The sequence below is a fragment of the Janthinobacterium lividum genome, assembly GCF_034424625.1.
GTDB lineage: Bacteria > Pseudomonadota > Gammaproteobacteria > Burkholderiales > Burkholderiaceae_D > Janthinobacterium > Janthinobacterium lividum.
Genome location: NZ_CP139976.1, coordinates 3,008,343 through 3,033,243 on the forward strand (window position 1 = coordinate 3,008,343; position 24,901 = coordinate 3,033,243).

14 protein-coding genes are annotated in these 24,901 nt (G+C 60.2%); 9 read left to right on the forward strand and 5 right to left on the reverse strand.

Annotated elements, in window-relative coordinates; genetic code table 11:
• Window position 1: 1 nt before the first annotated feature.
• Genes tagF through U0004_RS13720 form a run of 5 tightly spaced genes read right to left on the reverse strand, consistent with a single transcriptional unit; the run spans window position 2 to window position 7,541 of the window.
• Window positions 2-982, reverse strand: coding sequence for a type VI secretion system-associated protein TagF (gene tagF / locus U0004_RS13700; protein ID WP_070256530.1), 981 nt, complete (start codon window positions 980-982; stop codon window positions 2-4).
• Window positions 979-4,884, reverse strand: a complete 3,906-nt coding sequence (tssM, locus tag U0004_RS13705; protein WP_115057618.1) for a type VI secretion system membrane subunit TssM — start codon at window positions 4,882-4,884, stop codon at window positions 979-981. Before tssM ends, tagF begins: the two co-directional genes overlap by 4 nt.
• A gap of 46 nt (window positions 4,885-4,930) precedes the next feature.
• Window positions 4,931-6,379 (reverse strand): hypothetical protein, encoded by a 1,449-nt coding sequence (locus U0004_RS13710; RefSeq protein ID WP_070256529.1) that lies wholly within the window; start codon window positions 6,377-6,379, stop codon window positions 4,931-4,933.
• A gap of 31 nt (window positions 6,380-6,410) precedes the next feature.
• Window positions 6,411-6,680: a PAAR domain-containing protein gene (locus tag U0004_RS13715; protein ID WP_034788054.1), complete on the reverse strand. Its 270-nt coding sequence runs from the start codon at window positions 6,678-6,680 to the stop codon at window positions 6,411-6,413.
• Between the two features lie 15 nt (window positions 6,681-6,695).
• Complete coding sequence (locus U0004_RS13720) at window positions 6,696-7,541, reverse strand: M15 family metallopeptidase (protein WP_070256579.1); 846 nt, start codon at window positions 7,539-7,541, stop codon at window positions 6,696-6,698.
• Between the two features lie 217 nt (window positions 7,542-7,758).
• Here U0004_RS13720 and U0004_RS13725 point away from each other — a divergent pair, with 217 nt between their 5' ends.
• The 9 genes from U0004_RS13725 to U0004_RS13765 all read left to right on the forward strand — a co-directional run bounded on the left by U0004_RS13725 (window position 7,759) and on the right by U0004_RS13765 (window position 24,833).
• Window positions 7,759-8,529: a hypothetical protein gene (locus U0004_RS13725; RefSeq protein WP_139144148.1), complete on the forward strand. Its 771-nt coding sequence runs from the start codon at window positions 7,759-7,761 to the stop codon at window positions 8,527-8,529.
• On the forward strand, window positions 8,526-11,834 hold the full coding sequence (locus U0004_RS13730; RefSeq protein WP_081345627.1) for a type VI secretion system Vgr family protein: 3,309 nt from the start codon (window positions 8,526-8,528) through the stop codon (window positions 11,832-11,834). The genes U0004_RS13725 and U0004_RS13730 overlap by 4 nt, the downstream gene beginning before the upstream one ends.
• A gap of 54 nt (window positions 11,835-11,888) precedes the next feature.
• Window positions 11,889-14,945, forward strand: coding sequence for a phospholipase (locus U0004_RS13735; RefSeq protein ID WP_070256527.1), 3,057 nt, complete (start codon window positions 11,889-11,891; stop codon window positions 14,943-14,945).
• A gap of 28 nt (window positions 14,946-14,973) precedes the next feature.
• Window positions 14,974-16,329: a T6SS immunity protein Tli4 family protein gene (locus U0004_RS13740; protein WP_139144147.1), complete on the forward strand. Its 1,356-nt coding sequence runs from the start codon at window positions 14,974-14,976 to the stop codon at window positions 16,327-16,329.
• 121 nt (window positions 16,330-16,450) lie between these two features.
• Window positions 16,451-19,255: a type VI secretion system Vgr family protein gene (locus U0004_RS13745; protein WP_115057470.1), complete on the forward strand. Its 2,805-nt coding sequence runs from the start codon at window positions 16,451-16,453 to the stop codon at window positions 19,253-19,255.
• 14 nt (window positions 19,256-19,269) lie between these two features.
• Complete coding sequence (locus tag U0004_RS13750; protein WP_070256523.1) at window positions 19,270-20,211, forward strand: DUF4123 domain-containing protein; 942 nt, start codon at window positions 19,270-19,272, stop codon at window positions 20,209-20,211.
• An 18-nt stretch (window positions 20,212-20,229) separates the two neighbouring features.
• Window positions 20,230-22,977, forward strand: a complete 2,748-nt coding sequence (locus U0004_RS13755; RefSeq protein ID WP_139144146.1) for a T6SS effector BTH_I2691 family protein — start codon at window positions 20,230-20,232, stop codon at window positions 22,975-22,977.
• 8 nt (window positions 22,978-22,985) lie between these two features.
• Window positions 22,986-23,681, forward strand: a complete 696-nt coding sequence (locus U0004_RS13760; protein ID WP_139144145.1) for a putative type VI secretion system effector — start codon at window positions 22,986-22,988, stop codon at window positions 23,679-23,681.
• 366 nt (window positions 23,682-24,047) lie between these two features.
• Complete coding sequence (locus tag U0004_RS13765) at window positions 24,048-24,833, forward strand: hypothetical protein (RefSeq protein WP_070256519.1); 786 nt, start codon at window positions 24,048-24,050, stop codon at window positions 24,831-24,833.
• Window positions 24,834-24,901: the final 68 nt, after the last annotated feature.

A 24,901-nucleotide genomic window follows, 5' to 3' on the forward strand; every position in this document is an offset into this window, starting at 1 on the left:
GTCAGGTTCCGATAAAGGCGGCGCGCAGGGAATCGTGCGCCGATTTGAGCGAGAGGTTGGCTTGCGCCAGATAGGTCGACACTTTCTTGATCGCGTAGTCGTTGCCGACGTGTTCCTCGACCCAGTCCAGGTCGTCGAACGCGATATGGTGTTCCAGTGCCGCTTGCGGGTTCATCAGTACATGCAGGGTCTGCGCCGACGCGCCGGAAAATCCCAGCACCAGCGTCTGCCGGCCGCGCAGCCGCGTGATGAACAGCGCCAGCTCGAAGTCGGCACGCGCCAGGAACGGCGTGATCAGGTGCATCCAGAACGCCGCCACCATGTTGCGGTACAGCGGGTCGGCCGGCAGCGGCAATTCGAGACTTTTCTCCAGCCGGCTGGAACTGCTGGCCATCACCGGCTGCAGCAGCAGGCCCAGTGCCAGCAGCACCTGCCGCACCGTGCCGGTGAACCCGGTGGGCGCCAGCAGCGCGTCGAGTTCGCCCACGGTCTGCATGTCGAGGAAATCGTTGAAGGTGGCTTCATAGGCGGCGGCACGCAGGTCGAGGTCGATGCTGGCATGGCTGGCCGCGTGCAGCGCGTTGCCCGCATCGGGGCCGCGCATGTCGTTGCTGAGCGCCTCGCAACGGTTCCACAGGCGCGACAGCACCAGCGGACTGTTGGCGACAAACGCGGCCGGCTGGTCCACTTCCATGGTGCTCATCATCAGGAAGGGAAAACGGCGCGACGACGCATCGCTGCTGGCGGCGATATGGCCGGCGATGGCGCGTCCCCGGCGCGGACCGATGAAGGCGAAATGCATGGGCGGCAACGCATCGTAGGTCAGCTTCCAGCGCGCGTCGGCGCTGAGCAGGTCCATCGCCTGCGCCAGCCAGTCGTCGAGGATCTTCAGCAGGGCCGGGTTGTCGCTGGCCTTGACGAAGTCGCCGCGGCTGGGCAGCTTGCCGAAATAGCCGATCGGGGTGGCGGTGGTGCGGCTCATGGCGCGACGGCGGCGCTGGCCGCATTGCCGGTGGCGGTGGGGGCGGCGCCAGGCGCATTCACGGCCGGTACGCTCTGGGCCACGACTTCCGGCAGCTTCAGGCCGCGGAAGCCCGCGGCGCCCGAGGCGGTGGCCGGTGCCGCGGGCGGCGCCGGCGTGGCGACGATCTTCAGGTTGGCCGCCACGCTCACGCCGCTGTTTTCCCAGCTCAATTCGAATACGCCGCCATCCTTGCGCTTGCGCTTGGCCGAATCGATCATTTTCTTCAGGCCGAAATGGCCGGGTTCGTTGAGCAACACGACCGTGCGGCCCTCCGGCGTGATGGCGCTGATGCGTGCGCCTGGCGTGCCTTGCGGATTCGGCCAGACCATATGGATCCACGGCTGCGGCTGGCCGCGCCAGCGCAGCGCCTGGCCGTCGATCTCGATCGTGTACTCGGTGGCGCCGGTGGCGGCCAGCGCCTGCAGGTCGAAACGGGTTTGCGCTTCGCCGGCGCCGGCCGCCGTGGCCACGCCGTTGGCGCTGAGCGGAGCGATCCAGCCGGGGAAGCTGGCCACCACCGACGGCGCCAGGCCGATGCCCATGTTGGCCCAGGTCTTGGCGCTGAGTGAATCGCCGCGGCGCACCACCAGCGGGCCGATGGTGGTATTGAAGAACTTGGCGATGCTGCCTTCCGGTCCGAACACCTGGCCGATGTCGGCATTGCTGGCCTCGCTACCCGAGGCGGGCGCGAACGGATACTTGGGCGCCAGGGTTTTCTGGAACGGTTCGAGCACCTGCGCCAGCCAGACCTTGTTGATTTCCGTTTCGGTCGGCTTGATGATGACGGCGAACGTCTGCATCAGCGGACGCACCAGCAGCGGCCGGATCGCCTGCTTTTGCGCATCGGTCATGCCGGTCAGCATCTGTTCATCCACGTATTTGAGCGCATCGGCCAGTTCCGAACCGGTGCCGTCCAGCGTCTGCTGCATGAACTGCTTGGCGCCGGGACCCGTATCGCCCTGGTTCTTGATCTGGTTGAAGCGGGCGCGCAGCTTCGATAGCGCTTCCATGTAGCCGCGCATCAGCGAAGCGTCCTTGTCCTTGGTAACCACCAGGCGGGCCACGCCGGAGAATTCGCGGCCCACCGGCCCCATCGGCAAGGCGCCGGCGGCGGGCGCGCCGCTGCCGATGTTGACGTTGATGCCGGAGGGTTTCTGGCGCAGGATGGTTTCCTTGAACCAGCCCATCACGCCGCGCTGGGCGCGCTGCAAGCCCTGGCCTAGCAGTGACGGGTTGTCCCACGAGGTTTCCTTGTACACGGTTTCGATCAGCTTGTTGATCGGCGAGGTTTGCGGATCGCCGAGCCGGTTCATGGCCGCCGCCGCATTGTCGAAGCCGTTCAACTCGCGGATGCTGACGCCCTGGATGAATTTCTGCCATTCCTTGGCGTAGTCCGTCTTGTACAGTTCGACCAGCGCTTTCTGGATCTGCTCCGGGCTGCCTTCCAGCGTCAGGTCGTCCTTCGACGCCGTTTTCAGCACCCAGTCGGCACTTTGCAGTTCGCGGTTGGCCGCCTCCTGGAACGCTTGCTGGATGAATTGTTCCCATGCGTCGCGCGTGAAGGTGCCGGGAATGGCGTAGCTGCCCAGCACCAGCTCCTTGTCCTGCTCGCCGACGATGCGCGCCACCGTCATCGAGGCGAAGCGCGTGGCGGCGCGTGCCTTGACGTCGGCGTACACGCGTTCGCGCGCCGGCATGCCCCGCACCACGCGGCGCAGGCTGTCGCGCGACTGGTCGACCAGCGCCAGCTTGCTGTCGATCTGCGGCCAGGACGGGTCGTTGATCTGGGTGAGGTAAAACGAAATCATGCGTTCGGCGCTGCGTATCATCTGTTCGCGCGGCATGCTGCCGCGGTTGCTGTCGAGCCAGACTCTCCAGAAGCGGGTCAGCTGGTCATTCAAGTGGCTCGCTTCGGCGCGCGACTTGTCGCTCAGCATCAGATAGGTTTTCAGGGCGTTATAGGCGTCTTCCACATTGGCCGGCGAGGCATCCTTGAACTGCTGCGCGCCGAGGTTGACGGCGGCGGCCGTGGCTGGCGGCGCGGCGGCCGGGGCGCTGGCCAGGGCCGCCGTCGGCGTGGCGGCTACCGGTGCCGCCAGAGTGCCGGCCGGCGCGGGCAGGGTGGCGGCCGCGCTGGCCGACACCGCGCCCGACTGCGGCGTGCTGGCCATCGGCTGCAAGCGGCTGGCGCCGGCATTGACCTCGGCCAGAAAGGCTTCCAGCGATTGCGACACCGGCGCCAGCATCACTTCACGCACGCCCGAAAAATACTCTTCGCGTAGTTTGCGTTCCAGCAAGTCCCCCTGGTACAGGCCCAGGCCCAGCGAGACAGGCCGGCTGTTGCGGTAGGAATCGAGCTGCTCGATCCGGTCCTGCATGATTTCCAGCGCTTCGAAACGCGATTGCAGGTCGAGCCGCTTGTCCTGCACCTTGATCGCCTGATCCAGGTCGGCCTGCACGTTGGCCACGAGCTGGCGGTTGGCCATGTAAGACCAGCTCCAGCCGGCCAGCGCCAGGCCCACCAATGCGGTGGCGGCAAAGAAAGTGGCGTAGCGCACGCGGGTCTTGGCCGGACTGGCGTACTGGGCGACCAGTTCCTTGTCGGCGAAGATCACCTTGCGGAACAGATTGAGCAGGAAATAGCCGTGCTGGTCCTGTACCGCGTTCTGCTGCTGCGGCTGCAATTTCAAATCGAAGCGCTGCGCCACGCGTTCCGACGAGGCCGATACCGACATGCCTTCCTGCAGCGCGCTGGTGAAATAGAAGCCGCGCATGACGGGCTTGAACTGGAACGGGTTTTCCTCGAACAGGGTGGCGATGAAGGCGCGCAGCGACCCCTTGATCGCGCTGAACTCGAGCGGGAAGGTAAACACGCCCGGCGGCATGCGTTCCTGCTGCTGCAGCGCCATGCTGGCCAGGCTCAGCTCTTTCAAGCCGTCATACAGTTCGTCGAAACGCTGGTCGAACTGCTCCAGCACGTCCTGCCTGGAACTGGTCTGGCTGTAGGGCAGGGTGGCGCCCCATACCCGGTCGCGTTCGCCCCGTTCCGTGTCCTGGAAAAATTCGTTGAAACCGGTAATCAGGTCGGCCTTGGTGAACACCACGTAGACGGGCGCGTGCACTTCCAGTTTTTCCGTCAGCTCCTGCACCCGCTGGCGCAGGTTCTTGGCCAGGTTGATGGCGAATTCGGGCCGGCTGCCGGTCAGCTCGGCAATGCTGACGGCGATGATGATGCCGTTGATCGGCGCGCGCTTGCGGTGTTTTTTCAGCAGCGCCAGGAAGCCGAACCATTCGGCACGGTCTTCGTCGTTGACGGAATAACGGCCAGCCGTGTCGAGTAGGATGCCGTCGGTGGTGAAGAACCAGTCGCAATTGCGGGTGCCGCCGATGCCTTGCACGATCTTGCTGTCGGCAAAAGGAAACTGCAGGCCGGAATTGGCGATCGCCGTGCTCTTGCCGGCCGCCGGATTGCCGATGACCATATACCAGGGCAACTCGTACAGGGCGGCGTCGCCCGACAGCTGGCCCAGTTTGGACGTCTTGATGGTGCCGATCGCTTCGAGCATGCGTTTGCGGATGGCTTCGGTTTCCTCGCGCTGCGTGGGCCCCGCCTTGGGTACCGCGCCGGTCGTCTGCTGTTCCAGCATGCCGCCGAAGCTGGCGGCGTCGCGCTGGCGGCGCCTGCGCTGCAGCCACCATACCGCGCTGGCGACCAGCAGGACCAGCGCCAGCGGCGGCACGATCCATACCAGCGGCCATTCAAAGATGACGGCGCAACTGACCAGCAGCGCGGCCAGCGCCACGAAGCCGATGGCGAACAGGCTGAAACGGGTAGTAATGGAATGCCAGAATCGTTGCATCATAGTATGAGGGGCGAGAGGTTGATAGGCATGGTGGAGGAAGGGGTCATGTCGCGGCGAGGGATTCAGGGGCAAGGGCTTCCGGGCCCACCACCACGGCGGCCCGGTGGAAGGCGTCGAGGTTGCTCAGGCATAGCACCTGGCTGGCATTCTCGGCCGCCTCGTGCCGCGCCAGCACCAGCGCCGCCAGGGTGGCTACATGGCCACTCTGGCCGCAGGCCGCCGCCACGCTGAGTACGTCGTTGCTGAGATCGATATCGGGTAGCAGCGTGCCGGCATTGTTCATCAGTTCGATCATGCGGCTGGAGCGCTGGTCGGCATCGGCGTAGAGCCGCGTGATCGCGTCCGGGGCGACAGACGCCGCCGACATCGCCTTGCCGCCCAGCTCGGCCAGCAAGGTGGCATCGCCATGGCTGCGGCCATCCGCCGACTGGCCGCGTACGGCCATGCTGGCATGGTGCAGCAGTACCGGCGTGTCCGCCTGCAGCGCCGCCGCCTGGGCCGCATCGGCCAGCAGCAGGCCGGCCGCGCCTTCGCCGGGAATCTGCCCGCTGGGCTGGCCGGCATTGAACAGCAGGCCGCGCGAGGTCCAGTCATGCACGGTCAGCTCGCCGATATGCGAACCGCAGGCCAGCACGATGGCCAGGCACGGCAGCTCCTGCAAGGCCGCCTGCGCGGCCAGCTGTTCGATCAGCGCCAGCGGCCCGCTGTCGCCGGCCAGGTGCACGCTGAGCTTGTCGGCAGGCCAGCCTTGCTGTTGCGCCTGCCCATGCAGCCAGGCGGCGCCCGTGTCGCGCTGCGGCTTGTTCCAATCGGGCGGCAACAGCAGATGCAGTTGCAGGGTCGGCAACGGCAGCACGGCGCGCGATCCCGGTTGTGCCGCCTGGTAGTCGTCGAGCTGCGCGTGCATCGCCGCTTCCTGCATCAGTTCGGTCAATACCTCGGCGCCCAGCGCCAGTGCGCGCAAGTGTTCGGCATCGAAATGCGGGGCTGCGCCCGGCGCCGTATCGGCCGGACGGGTCTGCAGCCAGTCATCCAGCAGGGCTCTCTGGCCATGTTCATCGAGGTCCGCCACGCGGGCGCTCATCACCGGGTAGCCTTGCGCGTCGGTCAGTTCCGGATCGAGTTCGGGGCGCTGCTGCTTGTCCAGCAGCGCGGCCGCCAGTTCCGGCGCCGAGGCACCGCCCGGCATGCGCAGTGCGGCGGCGGCCAGGTGCAGCGGCGCGCGCGGCGCAGGGTCATTGCCGGGCGCCCCGGCGTCGGCGTCGGCGGCGTCAAACAGCGCCGGCACCGCAGCCGGCGCGGCCAGCCTCGTTACCAGTTTCTTGCCCAGCCACCAGCTGATGAGCAGCGCCAGCGGCAATGCCAGCATGCTGCCGGCCAGGTCGCCCGTCGATGGCATGCGCGTGCTGGTGCGCCAGTACCAGATCGCGCCGCCCCAGCATAAGGCGAACACGGCCAGTATCAGCAGGCTGCGCCGCAGCCACGGGCGCATCAGTGCGCTCCCTTGCAGTGGCGGCCGGAGGTCATAGCTGATCCGTGGTGGCTTGCTGGCTGGCGATCAGCACCGCGCCACAACTGGTCTTGTCGCCCTGGCGGGCCACCGGTTTGCCATCGACGATCCAGCTGGCGTCGCCGCTGACGATGGGACAGATGCCATGGCCTGGCCGCGGGCACGACACCTTGTCGCCTACGCGCGCAATGCCGATGCCGCCGCTGTCCGTCACCGCCGAGGCCTCCAGCACGCTGCCGCCATGCGATGTTTTGTCGCCCAATCTGATTACGGGACCAGCCATATGTGCTCCTTCCAGTCATCGTTGTTTTTTCATTACACCAGGCACGCGCAGTTCGGTGTGGCCGAAGTCCATCATTTTCCAGCGGCCGCCCCACGTCATGCCGACCGATTCGGCCACCTCGCCATACAGCTGATAGCCGCGCATGGCCCACGGATCTTTCTCTGATATCACCAGCTTGCCGTCGCGCAAAAAGGCGCAATCGGCGGCCAGGCCATACTGATGCCAGCTCTGGAACGCGGCCGCATTGGTGACATTGCTGCCCATGCCGGCAAGCATGTTTTGCCGTTCCGGACTGCGGTAACCTTCCAGGATGGCCATGTCGTAGCCATGTTTGTCCTTCATGATCTTGAACACCAGCAGCAGCCTTTGCGCGTATTCGGCATTGAGCAGCGTCCAGTTGCGGCTGGCCGATACCAGCATCGGCCGCACTTGCTGCACTTCCTCGGTGGCAAACACCAGCGGCGGCAGATCCACCGGCGGCACCAGCTGTTCCCCTTGCAGCAGGGCCGACACTTGCGTATTCATTTCGCGCGTCGACACCTCGTAGCCGCCCAACACGTTCTTGCTGCCTGCCAGCAAGGCGATCGCCGGTGGCAGGCACATCACCGCCGCACCGCCCAGAAACAGCAGGTAATGGCGGCGCACGAACGCCGCGCTGCCGAGCAAGGTGCTGGCGCCGCCACGGCGCAGCGTGTCCAGTCCGGCGTTCCTGCGCCGGGCCAGCCGCTCGATCCGCGCCCCGATGCCCCGTTCGGCCGTCGCCAGCGCCCGCATCACCAGTTCGCGGCCGGATGGAAACAGCACGAGCCAGCTGATCAGGCATGCGAGTAAAAAATAGAGTGCCACCGCCAGTAGAAACACGCCCACCCCGTTCCAAAAAAGGCGCCAGGCATGGGCAGTTGAATGCCGCTGTGCCAGCGTTTGCGCTAATATTGCCGCTGAGTATATCTTACTAACTTGCTAATTACGGGGGCTTAGTTTCAATTGTGCGCCGGGTGCACACTGTTGATTTCCTAACATGCGTCACGCTTTTTTTTATTGTCGTAAGGTATTGCAAATATTGACAGGAGTTAAGATTTTGCCAAGCAATGACGACAGCCCGCGGCCATCGACACGGCCCAGCTTATTGACGCCCGCACAACAGGCCGAGGCGGACCGTAGCCGTATCCTCAACCATCTCGAAGGCGGCAAGCGGCCTGCGCCCGTGCCGCTTGGCGGCAGGCGCGCCAGCCGGTGGCCGGTCTGGGGTGGCATGCTGGCCGGCGCCTTGCTGTTGCTGGCCACCGGCGCCTGGCTGGGACAACGCGAGACGGCGGCGGTGGAGGACCCGGTGCTGCGCAGCACGGCGCCAGCAGCGGAAACACCGGCTGCGGCCACCGCTCCCGTCACCGCCGCGGCCAGCATACGCGAAGAGGAACAGCCGCCGCCGCCGCGGCAGAGCTTGAGCGAAATGCTGGGCGCCGACCTGCCAGCTCCCGTCCCGGCGCCGGTGCCCGGTCCCAGGGATGTGCTGAGCAAGGCGCTGGAAAGTCCGCAGAAGAGCGCGCCCAAGCCGGCGCGCGCGCCGCAGAAAAAACCGCCAGCCAAACCGCTCAAGCCCGCTGATAAGGCCAAGCCTGCCGCCACGCCGGAACAGGAAAGCGACGTAGCCCTCCTGGCCGCGCTGGTGTCGCATGCCCAGGCTGGCACGCCGCCCAAAAAAGCGCCGTCCAGCCTGCAAGCCCAGTTACAGCAATGCAGCAAGTTGAAACCGGCCGCCGCCGATAGCTGCCGGCAGAGAACTTGCGCCGGCCGTACCGGCAAGCCGCTATGCAAGGCCGCCAGGGCTGCGGCGAAAGGCGCGCAATGAGCGCAGCGCAGCTGGACCAGGTGGGCGCCGCGCTGGGAGCGTTCTCCAGCATCACGCGCTTGTACGAGATCAAGCTTGAAGGCGACAGCGCGCAGGATGCGGACCTGCTGCTGGTGGAAGCGTTCGCCTGCGACGAGCAATTGCAGACGCCCGGCGCGCGCGATGTCATCGTGCTGTCGACCAGCGCGCAGCTGGCGCTGGCACCCATGCTGGGCAAGCTGGCCACGCTGCAAGTGAGCTTGTTTGATGGCAGCCGCGCCAGCTTCAGCGGTCATGTCAGCGAGGCGGCCATGCTGGGCAGCATGGGCGGCCTGGCGCGTTACCGGCTGCGCCTGACGCCCTGGTTGTGGCGGCTGGGCCAGGTGCGTAACAGCCGCGTCTGGCAAGACAAGAGCGTGATCGAGATCGTCGAGTCCGTGTTCCAGTCCTACGCGCCGGCGGCGCGGTGGCGCTGGAGCGATGACACGCGTCCGTTCATGGATGGCGTCGCGGCGCGCAGCTATTGCTGCCAGTACCGCGAGTCGGACCTCGATTTCGTCAGCCGCCTGCTGACCGAAGAAGGGCTGGCATGGCGCTTCGAGGAACAGGAAGGCGGCCATTGCCTGGTGCTGTTTGCCGACAGCAGCAGCGACAGCGCGGTGCCGGAAGACGCGTCCAGCGCGGCCGGCGGCGGCATCCGCTTTCATGGCGCGCGCGCCGGCGAGCAGGGCGACACGCTGCAGGCGTTCAGCACGGCGCGTTCGCTGAACACGGCGCTGGCGACCGTGCTCAGTTATGACTACAAGGCCAAGCAGGCGGTCGCGGCCAGCGTGCCGACCCGGACGGCGGTGGGCGGCCAGCATGCGCCGCTGCTGGAAAGCTACGATACGCCGGGCCAGTATTACTATGCCGACTCGGCCCAGGCCAGCCGCTACGCGCTGTTGCGGATGCAATCGATCGAAGCGCGCAGCGAACGCTGCGTTGCCCGTTCGACGGTGCGCACCTTGCGCGCCGGCACGCGCTTCAGCCTGACGCAGGGACCGCTGCAGGCGGCGGGCGGCGACGCGCCGGCCCCTGCTTATGCGGTGCTGCGCGTTTGCAGCGTGGGCGTCAACAACCTGCCGGCGCCGGCCAGGCAAGGTCTGGCCGAACTGTTCGGCCCGATCCCGGAACTGCTGCAGGAAAGCCTGGGCACGCTGAACCTGGGCCCGCGCCACATCGAACATTTCGAGCAGGTGATCGCCCAGGCGGTGGCCAGCGGCTACGCCAATCATCTGGAAGCGATTCCCGCCGCTACGCCGTGGCGCCCGGTGCTGGGTGAAAACGGATTGCGCCAGCATCCGAAACCGACCGCCTTCGGCAGCCAGAGCGCCATCGTCGTGGGAGCCGATGGCAATGACGCGGCCAGCGGCGCCGATGAAATATATTGCGACAGCCTGGGCCGGGTGCGCATCCGCTTTCACTGGCAGCAGGAGACTGGCGCAACTTGCTGGGTGCGGGTCGCGCAGCGCGCGGCCGGCGGCGGCATGGGCAGCCAGTTCCTGCCGCGCATCGGCCAGGAAGTGCTGGTGCAGTTCCTGGAAAACGATATCGACCGGCCCATCATCGTCGGCGCGCTGTACAACGGCCAGGGCGAGGGCGGCGGCGCACCCACGCCGGGCGGCGCCGCCGCTGCCCAGGCCGACACGGAGAAATTGTTCGCGCCGGCCCACGACCATGGCGCAACAGCCCAGGGCAACCTGGCGGGTGGCAATAGCCCGCTATGGCATGGCGCCGCCGGGGCCAGCGCGGCGCACCGGAATGCCAGCGCGCAATGGGGCATCCGCAGCAAGGAGTTCGGCAAGGCGGGCAGCGTGGCAGGCTACAACCAGCTGCTGTTCGACGACACCGACGGCCAGGGCCGGGTGCAGCTGAAAAGCAGCCATGCGGCCAGCGAGCTGAACCTGGGCCATCTGATCCACGCGGCCGACAATTACCGCGGCAGCCTGCGCGGCGCCGGCGCAGAGCTGCGCACGGATGCGTATGGCGCGGTGCGGGCGGGCGCAGGCCTGCTGGTATCCAGTTATGTACTCAACCATGGCGCCTGCGCGCGCGACCCGGCCGGCGACAATGCGCCCGGCATGGCGCTGCTCAAGCAGGCCGCCAAGCTGGGCGAGACCTTCAGCGCGGCGGCCGTCACGCACCAGGGCGTGGCCTATGCGGTGCATCTGGGGGCGACGGCGCCCGGCAGCAGTACGCTCGATGCGAAGGCCGCGCCGTTGCCGGCCTTCCTGACTACTGCCTCGGGCATGCTGAGCCGCGACAGCGTGGCGGCCGCCAGGAGCGATGCGGCCGGCAAGCCCGTCGCGCCAGCCGACGACAAGCTGCCGCACAGCAGCGACGCCATCATCGCGGTGGCGGCCAAAGGGGGCCTGGGCGTGGTGGCTGGCCAGGATATGCAATTGTCGAATGGCGAAACGGTAACACTGATGAGCGGGCTCGATACGCAGTTCGCCGGCGGCGGCAAGTGGCGATTGCACACGGGCCAGGCGATCGGTCTGCTGGGCGGCGTGGTCAAGCCGGGCGAGGGCGAGCTGGGCATGCAGCTGGTGGCGGCCAGCCAGCCCATCGAGGTGCAAGCCCAGTCCGACGAGATCAAGGTCCAGGCGCGCGAAGAGGTCAATGTCGCCAGCGCCAGCGCGCATATCGACTGGGCGGCGGCAAAAAGCATCCGCCTGTCCACGGCGGGCGGCGCCAACATCACCATCGAGGGCGGCAATATCACGATCCAGTGCCCCGGGAAGATCACAGTGTTTGCAGGCAAGAAAAGTTTTCTGGGGCCGACAGGACTCGGTTATCCATTGCCCCGCCTGCCGCGTTCCGAACTGGCGTTGCGGCCGTTGAAATTCTTGCTGCGCCTGGCCGACACGCCGGGGCTGAAAGGCCATGCGCTGGCGCACACGCCGTGGAAGATCACCCATGGCGCGCAGCCCGACGGCATGGATTTCATCGACGACGACAAGCTGGTGGCGCAGGGCAAGACCGATGCATCGGGGAATATCAAGCTCAGCGATGCGGAGGAAGAAAAGCTTGCCGCCGTCTATGCGAGCAATCCGGACCATACATGGATCGTGTATCCGGGCCACAGCGTGCGGCTGAACGTGGAAACCGAATCGCCCGACTGGACCGACAAGGAAAAGCTGTTCCATGCGATGCAGGCGGCGGATTTCAGCGCCGGGCGCTATGCCACCATCTTCGAGGCGGCCGCCGCGCCGCAGGCGCGCTATGCGAAAGAAGCGCTGGCCTCGCTTACCCTGAAAAACATCCTGCCGAAGGTGAAAGTCTGATGCTGACATTTTCCTTCCATGCAAGCCAACCGGCGACACACTGCGACATGCGTCATGACAAATAAAAATATCTCCCAGCTGACGGGCAAGGACGGTACGCCGAGCGCGCCGGCCACGTCGGCGCCCGGCTGTTTCGTGCACGATGGCGAAGAACTGCCGAATTTCCCCGAGCAAAAGTGGGGCAGCATCTTTTCGGAACAGCAAAAGGGCAACCAGGTCGAATTCTATGTCACCGGCGAAGAGTATTTCACGGCTGTCGCCAAGGCCATCGAAGGCGCCAAGAAATCGATTTTCATCACCGGTTGGCAAGTCAATTTCGATGTCGAACTGACGGCGAGCAAGACCTTGTTCGAATGCCTGGAAACGGCGATAAGCAATCCCCACCGTCCGAAAGTGTATGTGATGCCGTGGCTGTCGCCCAAGGTCGGGGTCGATACGGGCGACTTCGAAACCGTGCTGGCGATCTTCCAGCTCAATGCAGGCGTCGGCGGCCCCGCCAAGGCGTTCGCTTTGCCGGCGATCGCCCAGAGCGACATGGAAGGCATGCTGGGCATCGGCTTTTCCCATCACCAGAAACTCGTGGTGATCGACAATGAGCGCGCGTTTGTCGGCGGCATCGACCTTGCCTATGGCCGCCGCGACAACGGCAAGTTCGCCCTCAGCCATGGCACGCGCAAGGGCAACGAGGTGTACAACACCTGCATCCCGGCCATCGAGCCGATGAACCATGAAGCGCAAACGGCCTACCTGACGCGCGCCGAACTGCTGGCCGGTTGCATCGGCGGAAAAGTCGGTGGCGCGGCCACGTTTGCCACCTCGGCCACGATCAGGCCGATCGCCGTCGTGCTCGACGTGGTGCAGGACGCCAAGGATGGCATCGCGCGGATATCGAAGAATATGTCCGCCAAATGGGATGCGATCGACCTGATGCCCGACTTTATCGGCAAGCTGCAAGACATACCGATCGATGTTGCGCAGGATATATCGCGCTGGGCTTACGGCCAGCTCGACAAGGGCTTGCGCGACAAGGTCGATGCCGTGCGCACCACGGGCAGCGCGCATGTGATCGATGGCGGCACGGCGCTGATGTCGTGGCTGAACGCCGGCTCGCTGAACAAGCTGCCGCCCGAATTGCGCAGCGGCACGGTCAAGCTGATCGAGACTTTCGTGATCGGCATCCTCACTTATCTGTCGACCTTGGCCGACGCGCGTCCCACGCGCTATGAAAACCTGAAAAAATTGCGCAAGATCATGCCGACCGGGGCCAAGACCTTCGCCGCCACGCAGCCGCGCATGCCATGGCACGATGTGCATGCGGCCATCGTCGGACCGTCGGTCAGCGACTTGAGCCGCAATTTCATCGAGCGCTGGAACGGCATTGCCCAGCGATATGAAAAATCGTACCAGGCCAGCATGCCGCCTTCGCTGATCAAGATGTTCCAGGCGCTGGGCATGTCCGGCACGCCCAGGCTGGTCTTGCAGCGCATCGCTGCCGCGCCGCCGCCCAAAACGCCTGCGAAGCCGCCGGGAGATGCTTGGGTGCAAGTGTTGCGCAGCGCGCCGATGAGGTTGCTCAATGACGAGCTGGCCGCACATGCGCGCGGCAGCAAACCCGCGGCCAGGCCGGAATGGCCGCAGAACAACTGTCTGAAGGCGATGCTGACGGCAATTAATGGAGCGCAGAAGTTCATCTATATCGAAGGCCAGTTTTTCCAGTCGGAATATGGCAGCGATGCAAGCAAGACCAGGCCGCTGTCCGGTCCGATGGCGGCGCTGCTCGACATCAGCAAGTCGCCGGCCTATGAAAAGTATGCGCGGCAGCTCGGCGTGTATGGCGTGCCGCCGGCAGACATGATCGATAAGCTGATCTGGTCGCAGATCGACGATGTCAAGGCCGACATTACCGGTGGCGGCAGCGATTTCATGGCCGATCTGTTCAATGTGATGAGCAACTATGCCGATATCACCTCGACCCGCATGATGGGAAAGGAAGAGCCAGGCATCCTCAATCCGATTGGCCTGGCATTGTCGCAGCGCATCGAGCGGGCCATCAACGATGGCTTGCCCTTCCATGTCTACATGGTGCTGCCGGTGCATCCGGAAGGCACGCTCGACACCCTCAATATCATGACGCAGCTGCATTTGACGATGCAGTCGCTGGTATTCGGCAAGGATAGCCTGGTGAACCGGATCCGGCGCGCCATCCTGGTGCGGGATCTGCGCAAGAGCAAAAAACTGGGGGCGGAAGAGGCCAGGAAAACCGTTGCCGGCTACGCGCCGGACCGGCTGGCCGAACTGGCCGGCGACAAGTGGACCAGCTACCTGACCTTGCTCAACTTGCGCTCCTGGGAAACCCTGGGCACGCGTCACGTGACGGAGCAGATTTATGTGCACTCCAAGCTGTTGATCGCCGACGACAGGGTGGCGATCCTGGGCAGCGCCAATATCAACGACCGCAGCCAGCTGGGCGGGCGCGATTCTGAACTGGCGGTCGTCGTCAGGGATGACAATCAGACCGATGTCGAGCTCGATGGGGTCGATAGCGACAAGGTCAGCGTCAACGTGCATGACTTGCGGGTGCGCCTGTGGAAAAAACTGTTCGGCCTGACCGATGGCGCCACCCCGGCCAAGGGCTTGATCAAGCACCTGTTGCGTCCGGCGGCTCCGGACACCTGGGAGGCGATTCAAAAATTGGCGCTGGCCAATGCGGAAGCGTATGCCAAGGCCTTCGCTTTCCTGGCCCGTCCAAGCGGCAAGCCCAGTTCGATCTGGCCCACCTGGAATGCCAGGACGCGCAGCCTGGAGCACCACATGCCGTTCCACGAGCGCTTCTGGCGCGATGCCGATATGTTGCGCGACAAATCGCATTCCTGGGAGGCGCAAACGCGCGCGCCCGAATCGGCGCCGGTGGGTGTCGAGGGTTTTATCGTGGCCTTGCCGGTCACCTGGACGGCCGGCGAAAACAATATTTCAGGCATGAATCTGACCCTGCTGGCCCATCAGGAGAAGAAACCGCCGCGCGATGCAGACCATCCATTGCCGCAAGAGACCTACGCCCAGGTTGAATCAGGCAAGCGCCCGCCAGCCGGCCAGGGCGAAAGCTCGGCTTGAAGAATAGTGCTTTTTTTGATTGGTAGCCATGATGATAGTTTGTCTTCCGCGTTTTGCCGCATGCCATCTCGCCACTCTCCTGCTGTTTGCCGGCGCGTATGGCGAAGGCATGGCCGCCAACCAGGCCGATCCGGCGGCGCCATCGCGCAGGCCCACGGCGCAGGAACTGATGCAGGCGACCGCGCCCGGGTACGCGACGCCGGCCGGCATGGCGCGCGAGTGCCTGGGGCGGCTGGTGTTCGACGTGCATGCACCGGTACAGTGGCCGACCCGCTACAAGGACGCGTCCGACACGGGCATCTTTTACCGGTCTTTCAGCGAAGACGTATTTCACCAGGGTGATGAGATACAGGTTGGAAATGTCCGCATCGGTGTGCTGGGGCCGCTAGGCAAGGAAGATATGGCCGCCTTGCGGGAAGCCATGCCGCAACCCAGGATCGACCGCCTGCAGGCGCTGCTCAAGGACGATGAGGCGGAACTGGCCGAATTGAAAGGCCAGCCCGCCAACGCGAAGACCCGTCAGGCGAGCTATCTGGCGCAGAAGTCGCTCACCGGCAGGCAGGCGCAGATCAAGGAACTGCAAAGCAACTACCAGACATTTGATTCCGGCCTGCCCGACAGTGACGGTTACCGCAGCAGCGAAGGTTCGGGAACGGCCAACCCCACCCGCTATTCCATCTATCGCAGCCACCTTCAGCGCGGCGAATATGTGTATGTGTTTGAATCCATGCAAGAAATACGCGACAACAATAGCGAGGCAGCGCATGGCCAGCAGTTCATCCGCTTCCTGAAAAGCTTCCGCCCGCGCGCCGCCAATGAAGTGCCGAAAGAACTGGGCCTGTGCATTCCGCATGGCTTTATCGCTGACGATGGCAAGACGGTCAGCGCTATCCAGCAGTCCTTGCGCTGGCCCGACGCGCCCGGCGTGTTGTATACGATCAGCACCGGCAACGTCGATCCGCGCGCCTTGAAGGTGCCGCTGGTCCAGGCGGCCGCCACCGGCGGCATCGGCCAGTTCGGCAGCCGCGGCGAGCAGGAGGCCAAGCCTTTCATTGTCGAACGCATCGCGCCCCGTAGCGTCCGCATCGGCGCGCTGACGGCGCAGCAGGGCGGCCTGGCGCTGAAAGTGGAGCGACCAGGCAGCGCGCCGTTTGAAACCTATACGGTATTCACCGGTTACGCGGGATGGCTGGGCACGGCGGTGCTGCCCTACATCCTGATCGAACTTGGCAGCCGCAGCATGGAGCAGGCACCGGAACTGAAGCAGAATCCGCCGCCTTTCAAGAGCAGCTACGCGCGCCTGGAAACCTTGTTGAAGAGTACGCATTTGCGGCCCACCGAACCGGCCATGCCGGAGTTGCGCGGTCTGAGCGGAACGCAATGATTGCTGAGCCGAGATTTCAATCGAAACACTCTTGCTATAAAAAAATTTCTAGGGTGTAATGGCTTCGATAAAAATGCTTATTTACTAATTTTATGCGGGAAGCCGCGTGATGGAGTTCCGGATGTCCATGTCCTTGCCCGCCAGTTTCACGCAAGCCAGCAGATTGCTACAGCTGACTACGCCCCTCGGCGCCGACCGCCTGCTGGCCGAATGCGTGCGCGGCGAGGAAGGCTTGAGCACGGGCTTCGTGTTCCAGATCGCGGCCCTCTCGTCGGACGCCTCCATTTCCTTGCGTACCCTGATTGGCCAGCCGGCCCTGCTGCAATTGTTGACCGCTACCAGCGCCGACGCGCTGCGCCCGTTCCACGGCCATATCACCGCCGTCGAGCTGGTTGGCGCGAACGGCGGCATGGCGCGCTATCACCTGACCCTGGAACCGTGGAGCGCGTTTCTTGCCCACGGCCGCGACAGCCGCGTGTTCCAGGACATGACGGTATTCGACATCCTCGACGCGCTGTTTGCCGCTTACCAGGCGCAGGGCAAGCTGGCGCCGGCTTGGCGTTTCGATATCCTCGACCGCGCGGCATACCCGAAGCGCAGCCTGAGCACCCAGTACCAGGAAAGCGACTGGGCCTACGCGCAGCGCCTGATGCACGAGGAAGGGCTGTTCTATTACTACGAACACGGCGGCGATCCCGGCAGCCCCAGCTTGGGCAGCCACTGCCTGGTGATCGCGGACCATAACGGCGCGTTCAAGCCGAATGCCCAGAGCAGCATCAATTTCACGCAGCCGGGCGCCGTCATGAAGGTTGACAGCATCGACCGCTGGCGCACCGAATTGCGCCAGCAGACCAATGCCATCGAAATGGGCAGCTGGGATTACCGCTCGCTCGACCAGCGTGTTGCCAGCGCGGCAGGTCCGGTGCAGGGCGTGGAGCTGCTCAGCCGCGACGCGCCCGGGGCCTATGCCTATGCCTCGCGCGAGCAGGGCCAGCGCATCGCGCGCAACCAGTTGCAGGCGCTGGAAGCGGGCAAGGAAGTCCACGTGGCGGCCGGTACCGTGCGTACCTTGTCGCCGGGCACCACGTTTAGCTTGCAGGGGCAGCCGGTGTTCGACCAGGCGGGCAGCGACGACGAGCGCAGCTTCCTGATCGTGCGCACGGTCCACCTGATGCACAACAACTTGAGCGCGGATCTGCAGTCGTCCATTGTGCAGACGCTCAAGACGGGCTTGCTCGATACGGCCATCCGCAAGGAGCAAGCCGGCAGCCTGCACCGCATGCCCGCGCTGCTGGGCGCCATTGCCGAGCGGCCCCTGTACCGCAACCGCATCGATGCCATCCGCAGCAATATTCCTTATCGCGCCAGCGGCAAGGACCAGCATGGCCAGCTGCTGCATCCGCGCCCGACCGTGCATGGCCAGCAGACGGCCGTCGTGGTGGGGCCGGGCGGCGCCGTGATTCACACCGACCGCGACCACCGCATCAAGGTGCAATTTCACTGGCAGCGCGGCGTCATGAGCCACAGCCGCCTCGACCATCCGCAAGGCGGCAAGCATACCGGCGCGCCAGGCGACGACAGTGCCGGCACCTGGGTGCGCGTCGCCTCCACGATGGCGCCGGTAGCGGGCGCCAACTGGGGCGGCCATGCCTTGCCGCGCATCGGCCAGGAAGTATTGATCGATTTCCTGGAAGGCAATATCGACCGACCGCTCGTGATCGGTACCGTCTACAACGGCCAAGGCACGGCCGACGCCCAGAATAACCGCGTGGCCCATGGCGCCGGGCCGGCCACCGGCAATGCGCCGGCCTGGTTTCCAGGGGAAGCGGGCGCGCATGCCCACCCGGCCGCACTGTCCGGCATCAAGAGCCAGGCCATGCAAGCGAGCCAGCAGGGCGGCGCGGCGTACAGCCAGCTGGTATTCGACGACAGCCCGGGCCAGCCACGCGTGGCGCTGCAGCGCCATGCCGGCGCACATCAGGGCACTGCCGAGCTGAACCTGGGACACTTGCGCCATCAGACGGACAACCAGCGGCTGGCCGCTGCCGGCTTCGGCGCGGAACTGAAAACCGAGCACAGCGCCGCGCTGCGTGCGGGGCAGGGGCTGCTGCTATCGACCGACGGGCGCACCAATGCCAGCGGCACGCAGATGGATACCAAGGAAGCCACGGCCCAGATCGAACAAAGCTTGGCCCTGCTGACTTCGCTTGCCGAGACGGCGCAAAAGCACAAGGCTGTGTTAGGCGGTGGGCAAGGCCAGGCCGAAGCGGCGCCCGATACGCTGCCGGCGCTGAAGCAATTGGCGAACAGCATCGAAATGCTCAAGGGCACGGCGGGCACGGGCGATGGCCAGGTAACGGCCTATGGCGCGCCGCAGCTGCAATTGTCCAGTCCGGCCGGCATCGCCGCGACCACGCCGCTCAACGCCCTTTTCGCCGCCGGCAATACCAGCAGCATCGCGGCAGGGCAGGATATCAATTTCGGCGCGCAAGGCAACCATTTCCATGCGATCAGTTCCGGCATCAGCCTGTTTACTTATGGCAAGGCCAGCAAGCCCGACAAACCCAACCAGGAAACGGGCATTCGCCTGCACGCGGCCAGCGGCAAGGTCAGCAGCCAGAGCCAGTCCGATGAAACAAAATTAACCGCAGACAAGGCCGTGACCGTTGCCAGCGTCAGCAAAAGCGTCAACATCAACGGCAAGCAGCATGTGCTGATGACGGTGCAGGGCGCCTATATCAAGCTCGAAGGCGGCAATATCGAGATTCATGGGCCCGGCAAGATGGAATTCAAGGCCGGCATGAAGGAGCTCACGGGGCCGGCCAGCAGTAGCGCGGTAAAGCAATTGCCGGTGGGTGAGATCAAGGGGTGTGAACAAGCAAGTAAGAATGCCAGCGCCACTCAGGCCGGATCACAAACATTGTAGCTCGGGGAATTTGTATGGAATCGACGGTCGAGGTCATTGTCAGCCAAGCATGGGAAGCACCACTTCAACTGCTCCATAAACAATTTCATGAAACGGCAAATGACCGATGTTTGTTATGGGTAAATCCTGCACAAGGAGATCCGTTTTCTTCGCATGCGATTGTGCAGCAACGAAAAATAGTCGTGCCCATTGCACATCCCCGTTTCGATCAGCAGTTCGCGCCATATCTGATCGAGTTGGCGCTGGATGAATATGCCGGCGCTGAACTATTCAAAATGAGTGTCGAACTTGCCTGGAACTCTTGGACAAAGGACAGTCTGTGGGCTGGTAACGGTCAAGCGATCGCTGGATGGGTTATCAGTGACGAAGCGCCGGAAAACATAGCGCGCCATTGGGCCAGCCATTGCCATATTCATTCAGTTCAAGGCCTGGAAAAATTGCTCAGATTCCATGACCCGGGTGTCCGCGAATGGTTATGGCCGGCGATGACTGTCGAACAGCAGCGTCAGATGCTGGGGCCAGTAAGCAGTGTGATCGCATTTGACCGGCAGCAAAACCTGATGCGACATGGTCTGGATGACACCCATGCGCTTTTTCCTCATGCCGCGCTTGAACAGCGGCTGATCTTGAGTTCATCGCAGTGGGCGCAAGTGAATGATTATTCCACGCTTCATGCCGCGTGGCTAACGTGGGGAGAATCTGGGCCGAAGCAATGGGAACAGGCGATTTTTTCAGCATTGGCACGCGCGACGCACTATGGCATCGTCGATAAAAAAGACCGTGAGTTATTTGCTTTGCATGTTTTGCAGCTTGGCAGTGATTTCCATGATGATCAGCGTCTACAGGCAGTGTGGAGCATGACCGGCGCCGGCGAATTTTATGGCGGTGCACTCGAAGAGGTGACTGGATGCCCTGCTGATCAATTACAAGATTATTTTTCTAAAAAAATAAGATAAAGACCCTCAGGAAAATTTATGGCTTGTACTAATCCAAAAAACCCAGAATGCGAAAACTGCAATAAGTCAGGACTGGCTATTCTGCCTGTTCGATATGCCGTTGTGCCAAATGATGTTGATGCAACACTACCCGATCCGCTAGGAAATAAAGTCACGGATGTGAAACTCAAGTATCACAAGTATGCATTACGCACCTTGCGTAAAGGTTTTGTCTATCTTTTTTATGAAAAACATGCGCGTGGAAGTCAAATCAAATGGGAAGTGTATAGCGTCTCTGAGGCAGGGACATTGTGGAAACAATATTTTAACAGCGGTCTCAAGCCAATTAGCGTTGAGCCGGCCTGCTCGCGCGACGGGCATAATATACCTGCTTCAATCATATCAATCGAAAAACCCGAAAAATGTGGCAAAGTCTGGCTGGCATTTTCAGACCATGCATGGAGTAAAGAAACTTTCACTTTGTTTGCCAGCGACGAAAAATTGCGCGACAAACGTATGCAAACTTTTTTACCTTCGATATGGGTGACAGCTGGAGGTTACCGACACGGCCTTCCCGCTACCAAGAAAAATATCGAAAAGGTCATTGAGTATCAAGAGAATTTCAATTCAATAAGTCTCAGCGGGTTGCCACTTGGCGAAATGAGCAAGGTGGATGGTAGCTACAACGCTACAAAACTGAAAATGGAAAGTACTTGCCATGCTTTGCACCTGAGAAAGGGTGAAAGCGAAAAACTGGCTGGATTGATGAAAACAGTCGGTGAGGGAAAAAATACCAAGGGTAATGCTCCTGTCATTATCGCCCTATGGGATGCATTTGGCATTACCCATGAGCTCAACGGCTTCCGGAATGAACCTGCAGGTTGGATAAAAAAATACAGTGAAGAACGAGAGCTGGAACTGACTGCATTGCAAGGTATAGAAGGCGTCAGAAAAACTCTGGAAAATACGGCCGTTGCGAACGAAGAGCAGCATCAGGAAGACACGCGAAATAATGCTCCTCAAATAAGCTCCACGCAGGAGCGGCGTGATCGGGCATTAAAACTGGCGGAACCGCAAAGAGGCCGTGAAACCGAAGTATGTGATTTGTTGGACCAATGGGCTCGGGAGAAAGTGCCGGTTACCATGGGTTTTAGTGCGCGTCTTAATGATGCAAATGCGTATCCGGAGCCGTCGCGCAGCATCAAGATGGCCAAGGTAAAAGCCGATGCGGACAGCTTTATTGCGAGGAGAAGAGAAAATTCTCCAGCGATGATCGCCAAAGAAAAAGAACTATCTTGGGCGAAGTATGAGGAGATGCTGGAGCCTGGAGCTTATCAGGACTTCCGGAAGAGATATGATGCGATGCTGGATGACGCAAAAAATATTATCGACGAAAGAACACATGATCTGATCATGTGGTTGGAATCAAAATTATTGATTAATTACTTGAGCGAATTTAATGAGGAAAGTATCGAAGATGGCGTTGCCTTTGAGGATAAGATTGGTAGCGCAATAAACGGCATGAATTCAAGTATTCAAGGACAGAATAAAATTACCGAATGGGTCAAAGAAATGAAGGCGCATGAGCCGAATCTTCTTTGGCGAGCTCTGTCTTTAAATCAGAAAGCGCTTGGTGAACAATTTAATACTGCGCTGGCAGAAGCAGGAACAAGTTTCAGTGAGGTCGGTAAGGCCAGTATGGACTTTTTGGCCGTGCATATCAGAAAGGCCTGCGATATCTACAAGAAGGTCAATACCATGCAAAATACCTTGCTGAAAGCCGCAGATGCCTCCGAAGGTATTAAGGTCATAAAGGTGGTGGATCTTGATCGCTTGTTCATGACAATTGGAGATTTGCTGTTCAGGCCTTTTTTGAAGAGAGGCGCAGATTCCACCGCTGAATATGCTGTTCGAGGTTTGATGATGGCGCGTGCCGGAGTTGAACCTGGTCGCATCATCAGCGCAATAGAAATTCAGGCGAGGCAGGAAGGTTTAGCCAGAGCCGATATTGTACGTCGCTTGTCGACAGCAAAAAGCTTCATTGGATCGGGGAATGATTTAAAAAGCGAAAAATATGCAGCACTGGAAAAGAAATGGATGGAGGTAAAGGAAGATACTACTAAAGGCCCTACAGCGCTGAAAGAAAATCGTTTATCGTTGCTTGTCGCGACACTTGAAATTATTAATTTGGTAAAAATTGCCTGGGAATTCAAGGATGATAAAAAAACCTTGGGTGAACTGTGTGCTGCCATATGCTCGACGACTGCCGCGATTCTTGATATTGGCGCCAATGCGGCAAAACATTTAGTTGGTGATAAAGTATCGGTGACATTTCAATATTTAAAAGTTTATGGCGGAGTTTTAAGTACAGTAGCCGGTTATTACTCGGCTGCTAAAGAGGCGGAAACTGGAAGAAAGTATTTGGATAAGGAAAATTACAATCTTGCAGCTCTTTACTTTTTAAAATCCGTGGTGCAATTTATTGCGGTTACATTCGGATTGCTTTCGAGTTTGTCTTACGCGGCACCGCTACTAAAAACTAGTAGTCAGAAAATTGTACAATGGACAGGAACGAGACTTTTATATTACCGGTTATTTAGCATGACTTGGGCAGTTCGCCTTAATATGGTGGGGCTGGCTGTTACTCTAATTATATGGCTAGTAGTGCCAAATTCCTTAAAGGAATGGTGTGAGACATGTCCTTTTGGGAGGGATAAGGTAAAAGGTACAAAAAATCCGCAGGTATTATTGGAAAAACTTGGAGATGCTTATCAAAAAATATCATGAGGAAAAATATGCATGAATTATCTTATCAGCTAATCAGTGGAATTGTTGGTGGTTTAAAAACGTCTAACGTGAACGTGAATTATTTGAAGAATGGCGAGTCATTCAAAAAAATGTCCAGCTTGACCGCGGTAGTTCAGGCGGCAGCGGGTGAGCCAGGAGCTGTTCATAGTGCGCAAGCGGCAGCAAGTGACGGAGATCCTGTCACAGGCTTCACTATGAATGTGGGCGGCAAGTTAGTTACCGGAAGTTTTTGGGAGGTTGATTTTAGAGACGGAGACGAGGTTCAAGTTGTGGGGTATGAAAAAGGCAATAATTTTTTCGCTGTCGCAGTCGTTGATGTAAAGGAAGAAAAAATATGGATGCAGCCACATTGTGAACGTGGAACACTTGCAAAAAAATATCATCTTTTAAAATGCTGTGGATATTCTTTTATTGGATTGTGTATTTTTGAAATTTTATTGGGATTTTTTACTGGATTTCCAATTTGGTTTGTTTTGATTTGCTCGGCCTTTATTAATCCAATTATTTTGTTTGTAACTGTTGGATTAAGCTGGAAGGATTTTATGAATTTTGCAAAAGAAATGAATAGAGTAGGAAAGGCGCTAGTTATTGCTGAGCCGGAAAAAATTGATCTTTTTAAAAGTACGAGAAAATCAAGAAAGTCAGGGAAGCCCGCTTTGCCGATGGGTGTGTATTATCTTTAAGCGCGAGGGTGCTACTATGTAGAGATATTTGCAGACACCTTAGATATTGATGTAAATTTCATCCATCGGTCAGATCAGCCGACCGGAAGCTCGTGTTGGCAGGCCATCTTTTCGATGCGCGACAGGAATCGAATCGCCTACCAGTTGATCGATGAATGGTCTGCCGATACGTCGCGCCTTTCCATCATTTATTGAAGATGGATATCTGATATAGATCAGCAATGACGAATTGGCGAACCGGTTTCAAGCATGAAAATGGAGGAAAAGATAAGAATGGCTTAGCGGATAGTCATTTGATTCTGTTGAGAAATTAATGCAATTGCAGAAGACATTAAAGATGGTTCAAGCATAATTGTTAGGAAGCGCATGGTGGCTGAAGAGAATAATGAAAATACATCTTCCGACGAAGATTTCTTTATGGTGGAAGGAAAGATTACAGAATTTCATATGGCTGCAACAAATGTGAATTTGCTTAATAAAATAGAAAGAAGCCTTGCGGAAAAGAATCTGGCAGGTGGCGTCGCGGCCGTCATCAATGGCATGCCTGGGACATTGGCAACTTCAGCCATGCTAAGTTTGTACGATGGCGAAGATATGCATAATTTTGCGGGACTGGTCAATGGAGAAGTAGTGTGTGGTGTTTTTGCCGATGCGGACAAGATCAAGGACGGCGATTTAGTCAGGTTGGTGGTAGCAAGGAGAGGTGATGTCCTGCACGTGCACAGTTTGCTTCGCATTGAGGATAGCCTGTTATTGATGCCTCTGAATGCGTATTGCGGAGAACGCGCATTTTTCTGGAATTGCATGAGATTTGCAAGAAATATGACGTTGTTTGTTTGGATTGTTTTATTTTCCGGATTTTTCTTATTTATTGATGTATCGCAGGAAAGAAAAGAGGATTTAATTACTGCATGTGGCGCAATATTATTGCTACCTCCGCTTTTCTGTTTTCCTTTTGAATACTGGACATATAAGACCATGCGTGACTATTCAATATATGCTGAGAAAATATTTGTCGCTTATGGTTTTCCAAGGCCGGATGTGTTTGATGCGAGAGGTGGAATTACTTTTTTTGAGAATAATGGCAATGGTTTTTTTTCAACCAATTGTGAGCTGGCGCTGAAAAAGCACAAGTCGAAATACAAAATTTAATCTGCCTGACAATTCGAAATTCTTAGCCACTTCCTGCACGAAATTGATGGCATTGCTGGGAGATATTA

What these genes read in the sequence shown, in the direction of transcription:
- U0004_RS13755 (WP_139144146.1), top strand. Translation starts at nt 20,230, where the DNA reads ATGGCTTGTACTAATCCAAAAAACCCAGAATGCGAAAACTGCAATAAG.
- U0004_RS13710 (WP_070256529.1), bottom strand. Translation starts at nt 6,379, where the DNA reads ATGCGCCCGTGGCTGCGGCGCAGCCTGCTGATACTGGCCGTGTTCGCC.
- tagF (WP_070256530.1), bottom strand. Translation starts at nt 982, where the DNA reads ATGAGCCGCACCACCGCCACCCCGATCGGCTATTTCGGCAAGCTGCCC.
- U0004_RS13765 (WP_070256519.1), top strand. Translation starts at nt 24,048, where the DNA reads ATGGTGGCTGAAGAGAATAATGAAAATACATCTTCCGACGAAGATTTC.
- U0004_RS13715 (WP_034788054.1), bottom strand. Translation starts at nt 6,680, where the DNA reads ATGGCTGGTCCCGTAATCAGATTGGGCGACAAAACATCGCATGGCGGC.
- U0004_RS13760 (WP_139144145.1), top strand. Translation starts at nt 22,986, where the DNA reads ATGCATGAATTATCTTATCAGCTAATCAGTGGAATTGTTGGTGGTTTA.
- U0004_RS13730 (WP_081345627.1), top strand. Translation starts at nt 8,526, where the DNA reads ATGAGCGCAGCGCAGCTGGACCAGGTGGGCGCCGCGCTGGGAGCGTTC.
- U0004_RS13745 (WP_115057470.1), top strand. Translation starts at nt 16,451, where the DNA reads ATGTCCATGTCCTTGCCCGCCAGTTTCACGCAAGCCAGCAGATTGCTA.
- tssM (WP_115057618.1), bottom strand. Translation starts at nt 4,884, where the DNA reads ATGCAACGATTCTGGCATTCCATTACTACCCGTTTCAGCCTGTTCGCC.
- U0004_RS13735 (WP_070256527.1), top strand. Translation starts at nt 11,889, where the DNA reads ATGACAAATAAAAATATCTCCCAGCTGACGGGCAAGGACGGTACGCCG.
- U0004_RS13750 (WP_070256523.1), top strand. Translation starts at nt 19,270, where the DNA reads ATGGAATCGACGGTCGAGGTCATTGTCAGCCAAGCATGGGAAGCACCA.
- U0004_RS13740 (WP_139144147.1), top strand. Translation starts at nt 14,974, where the DNA reads ATGATGATAGTTTGTCTTCCGCGTTTTGCCGCATGCCATCTCGCCACT.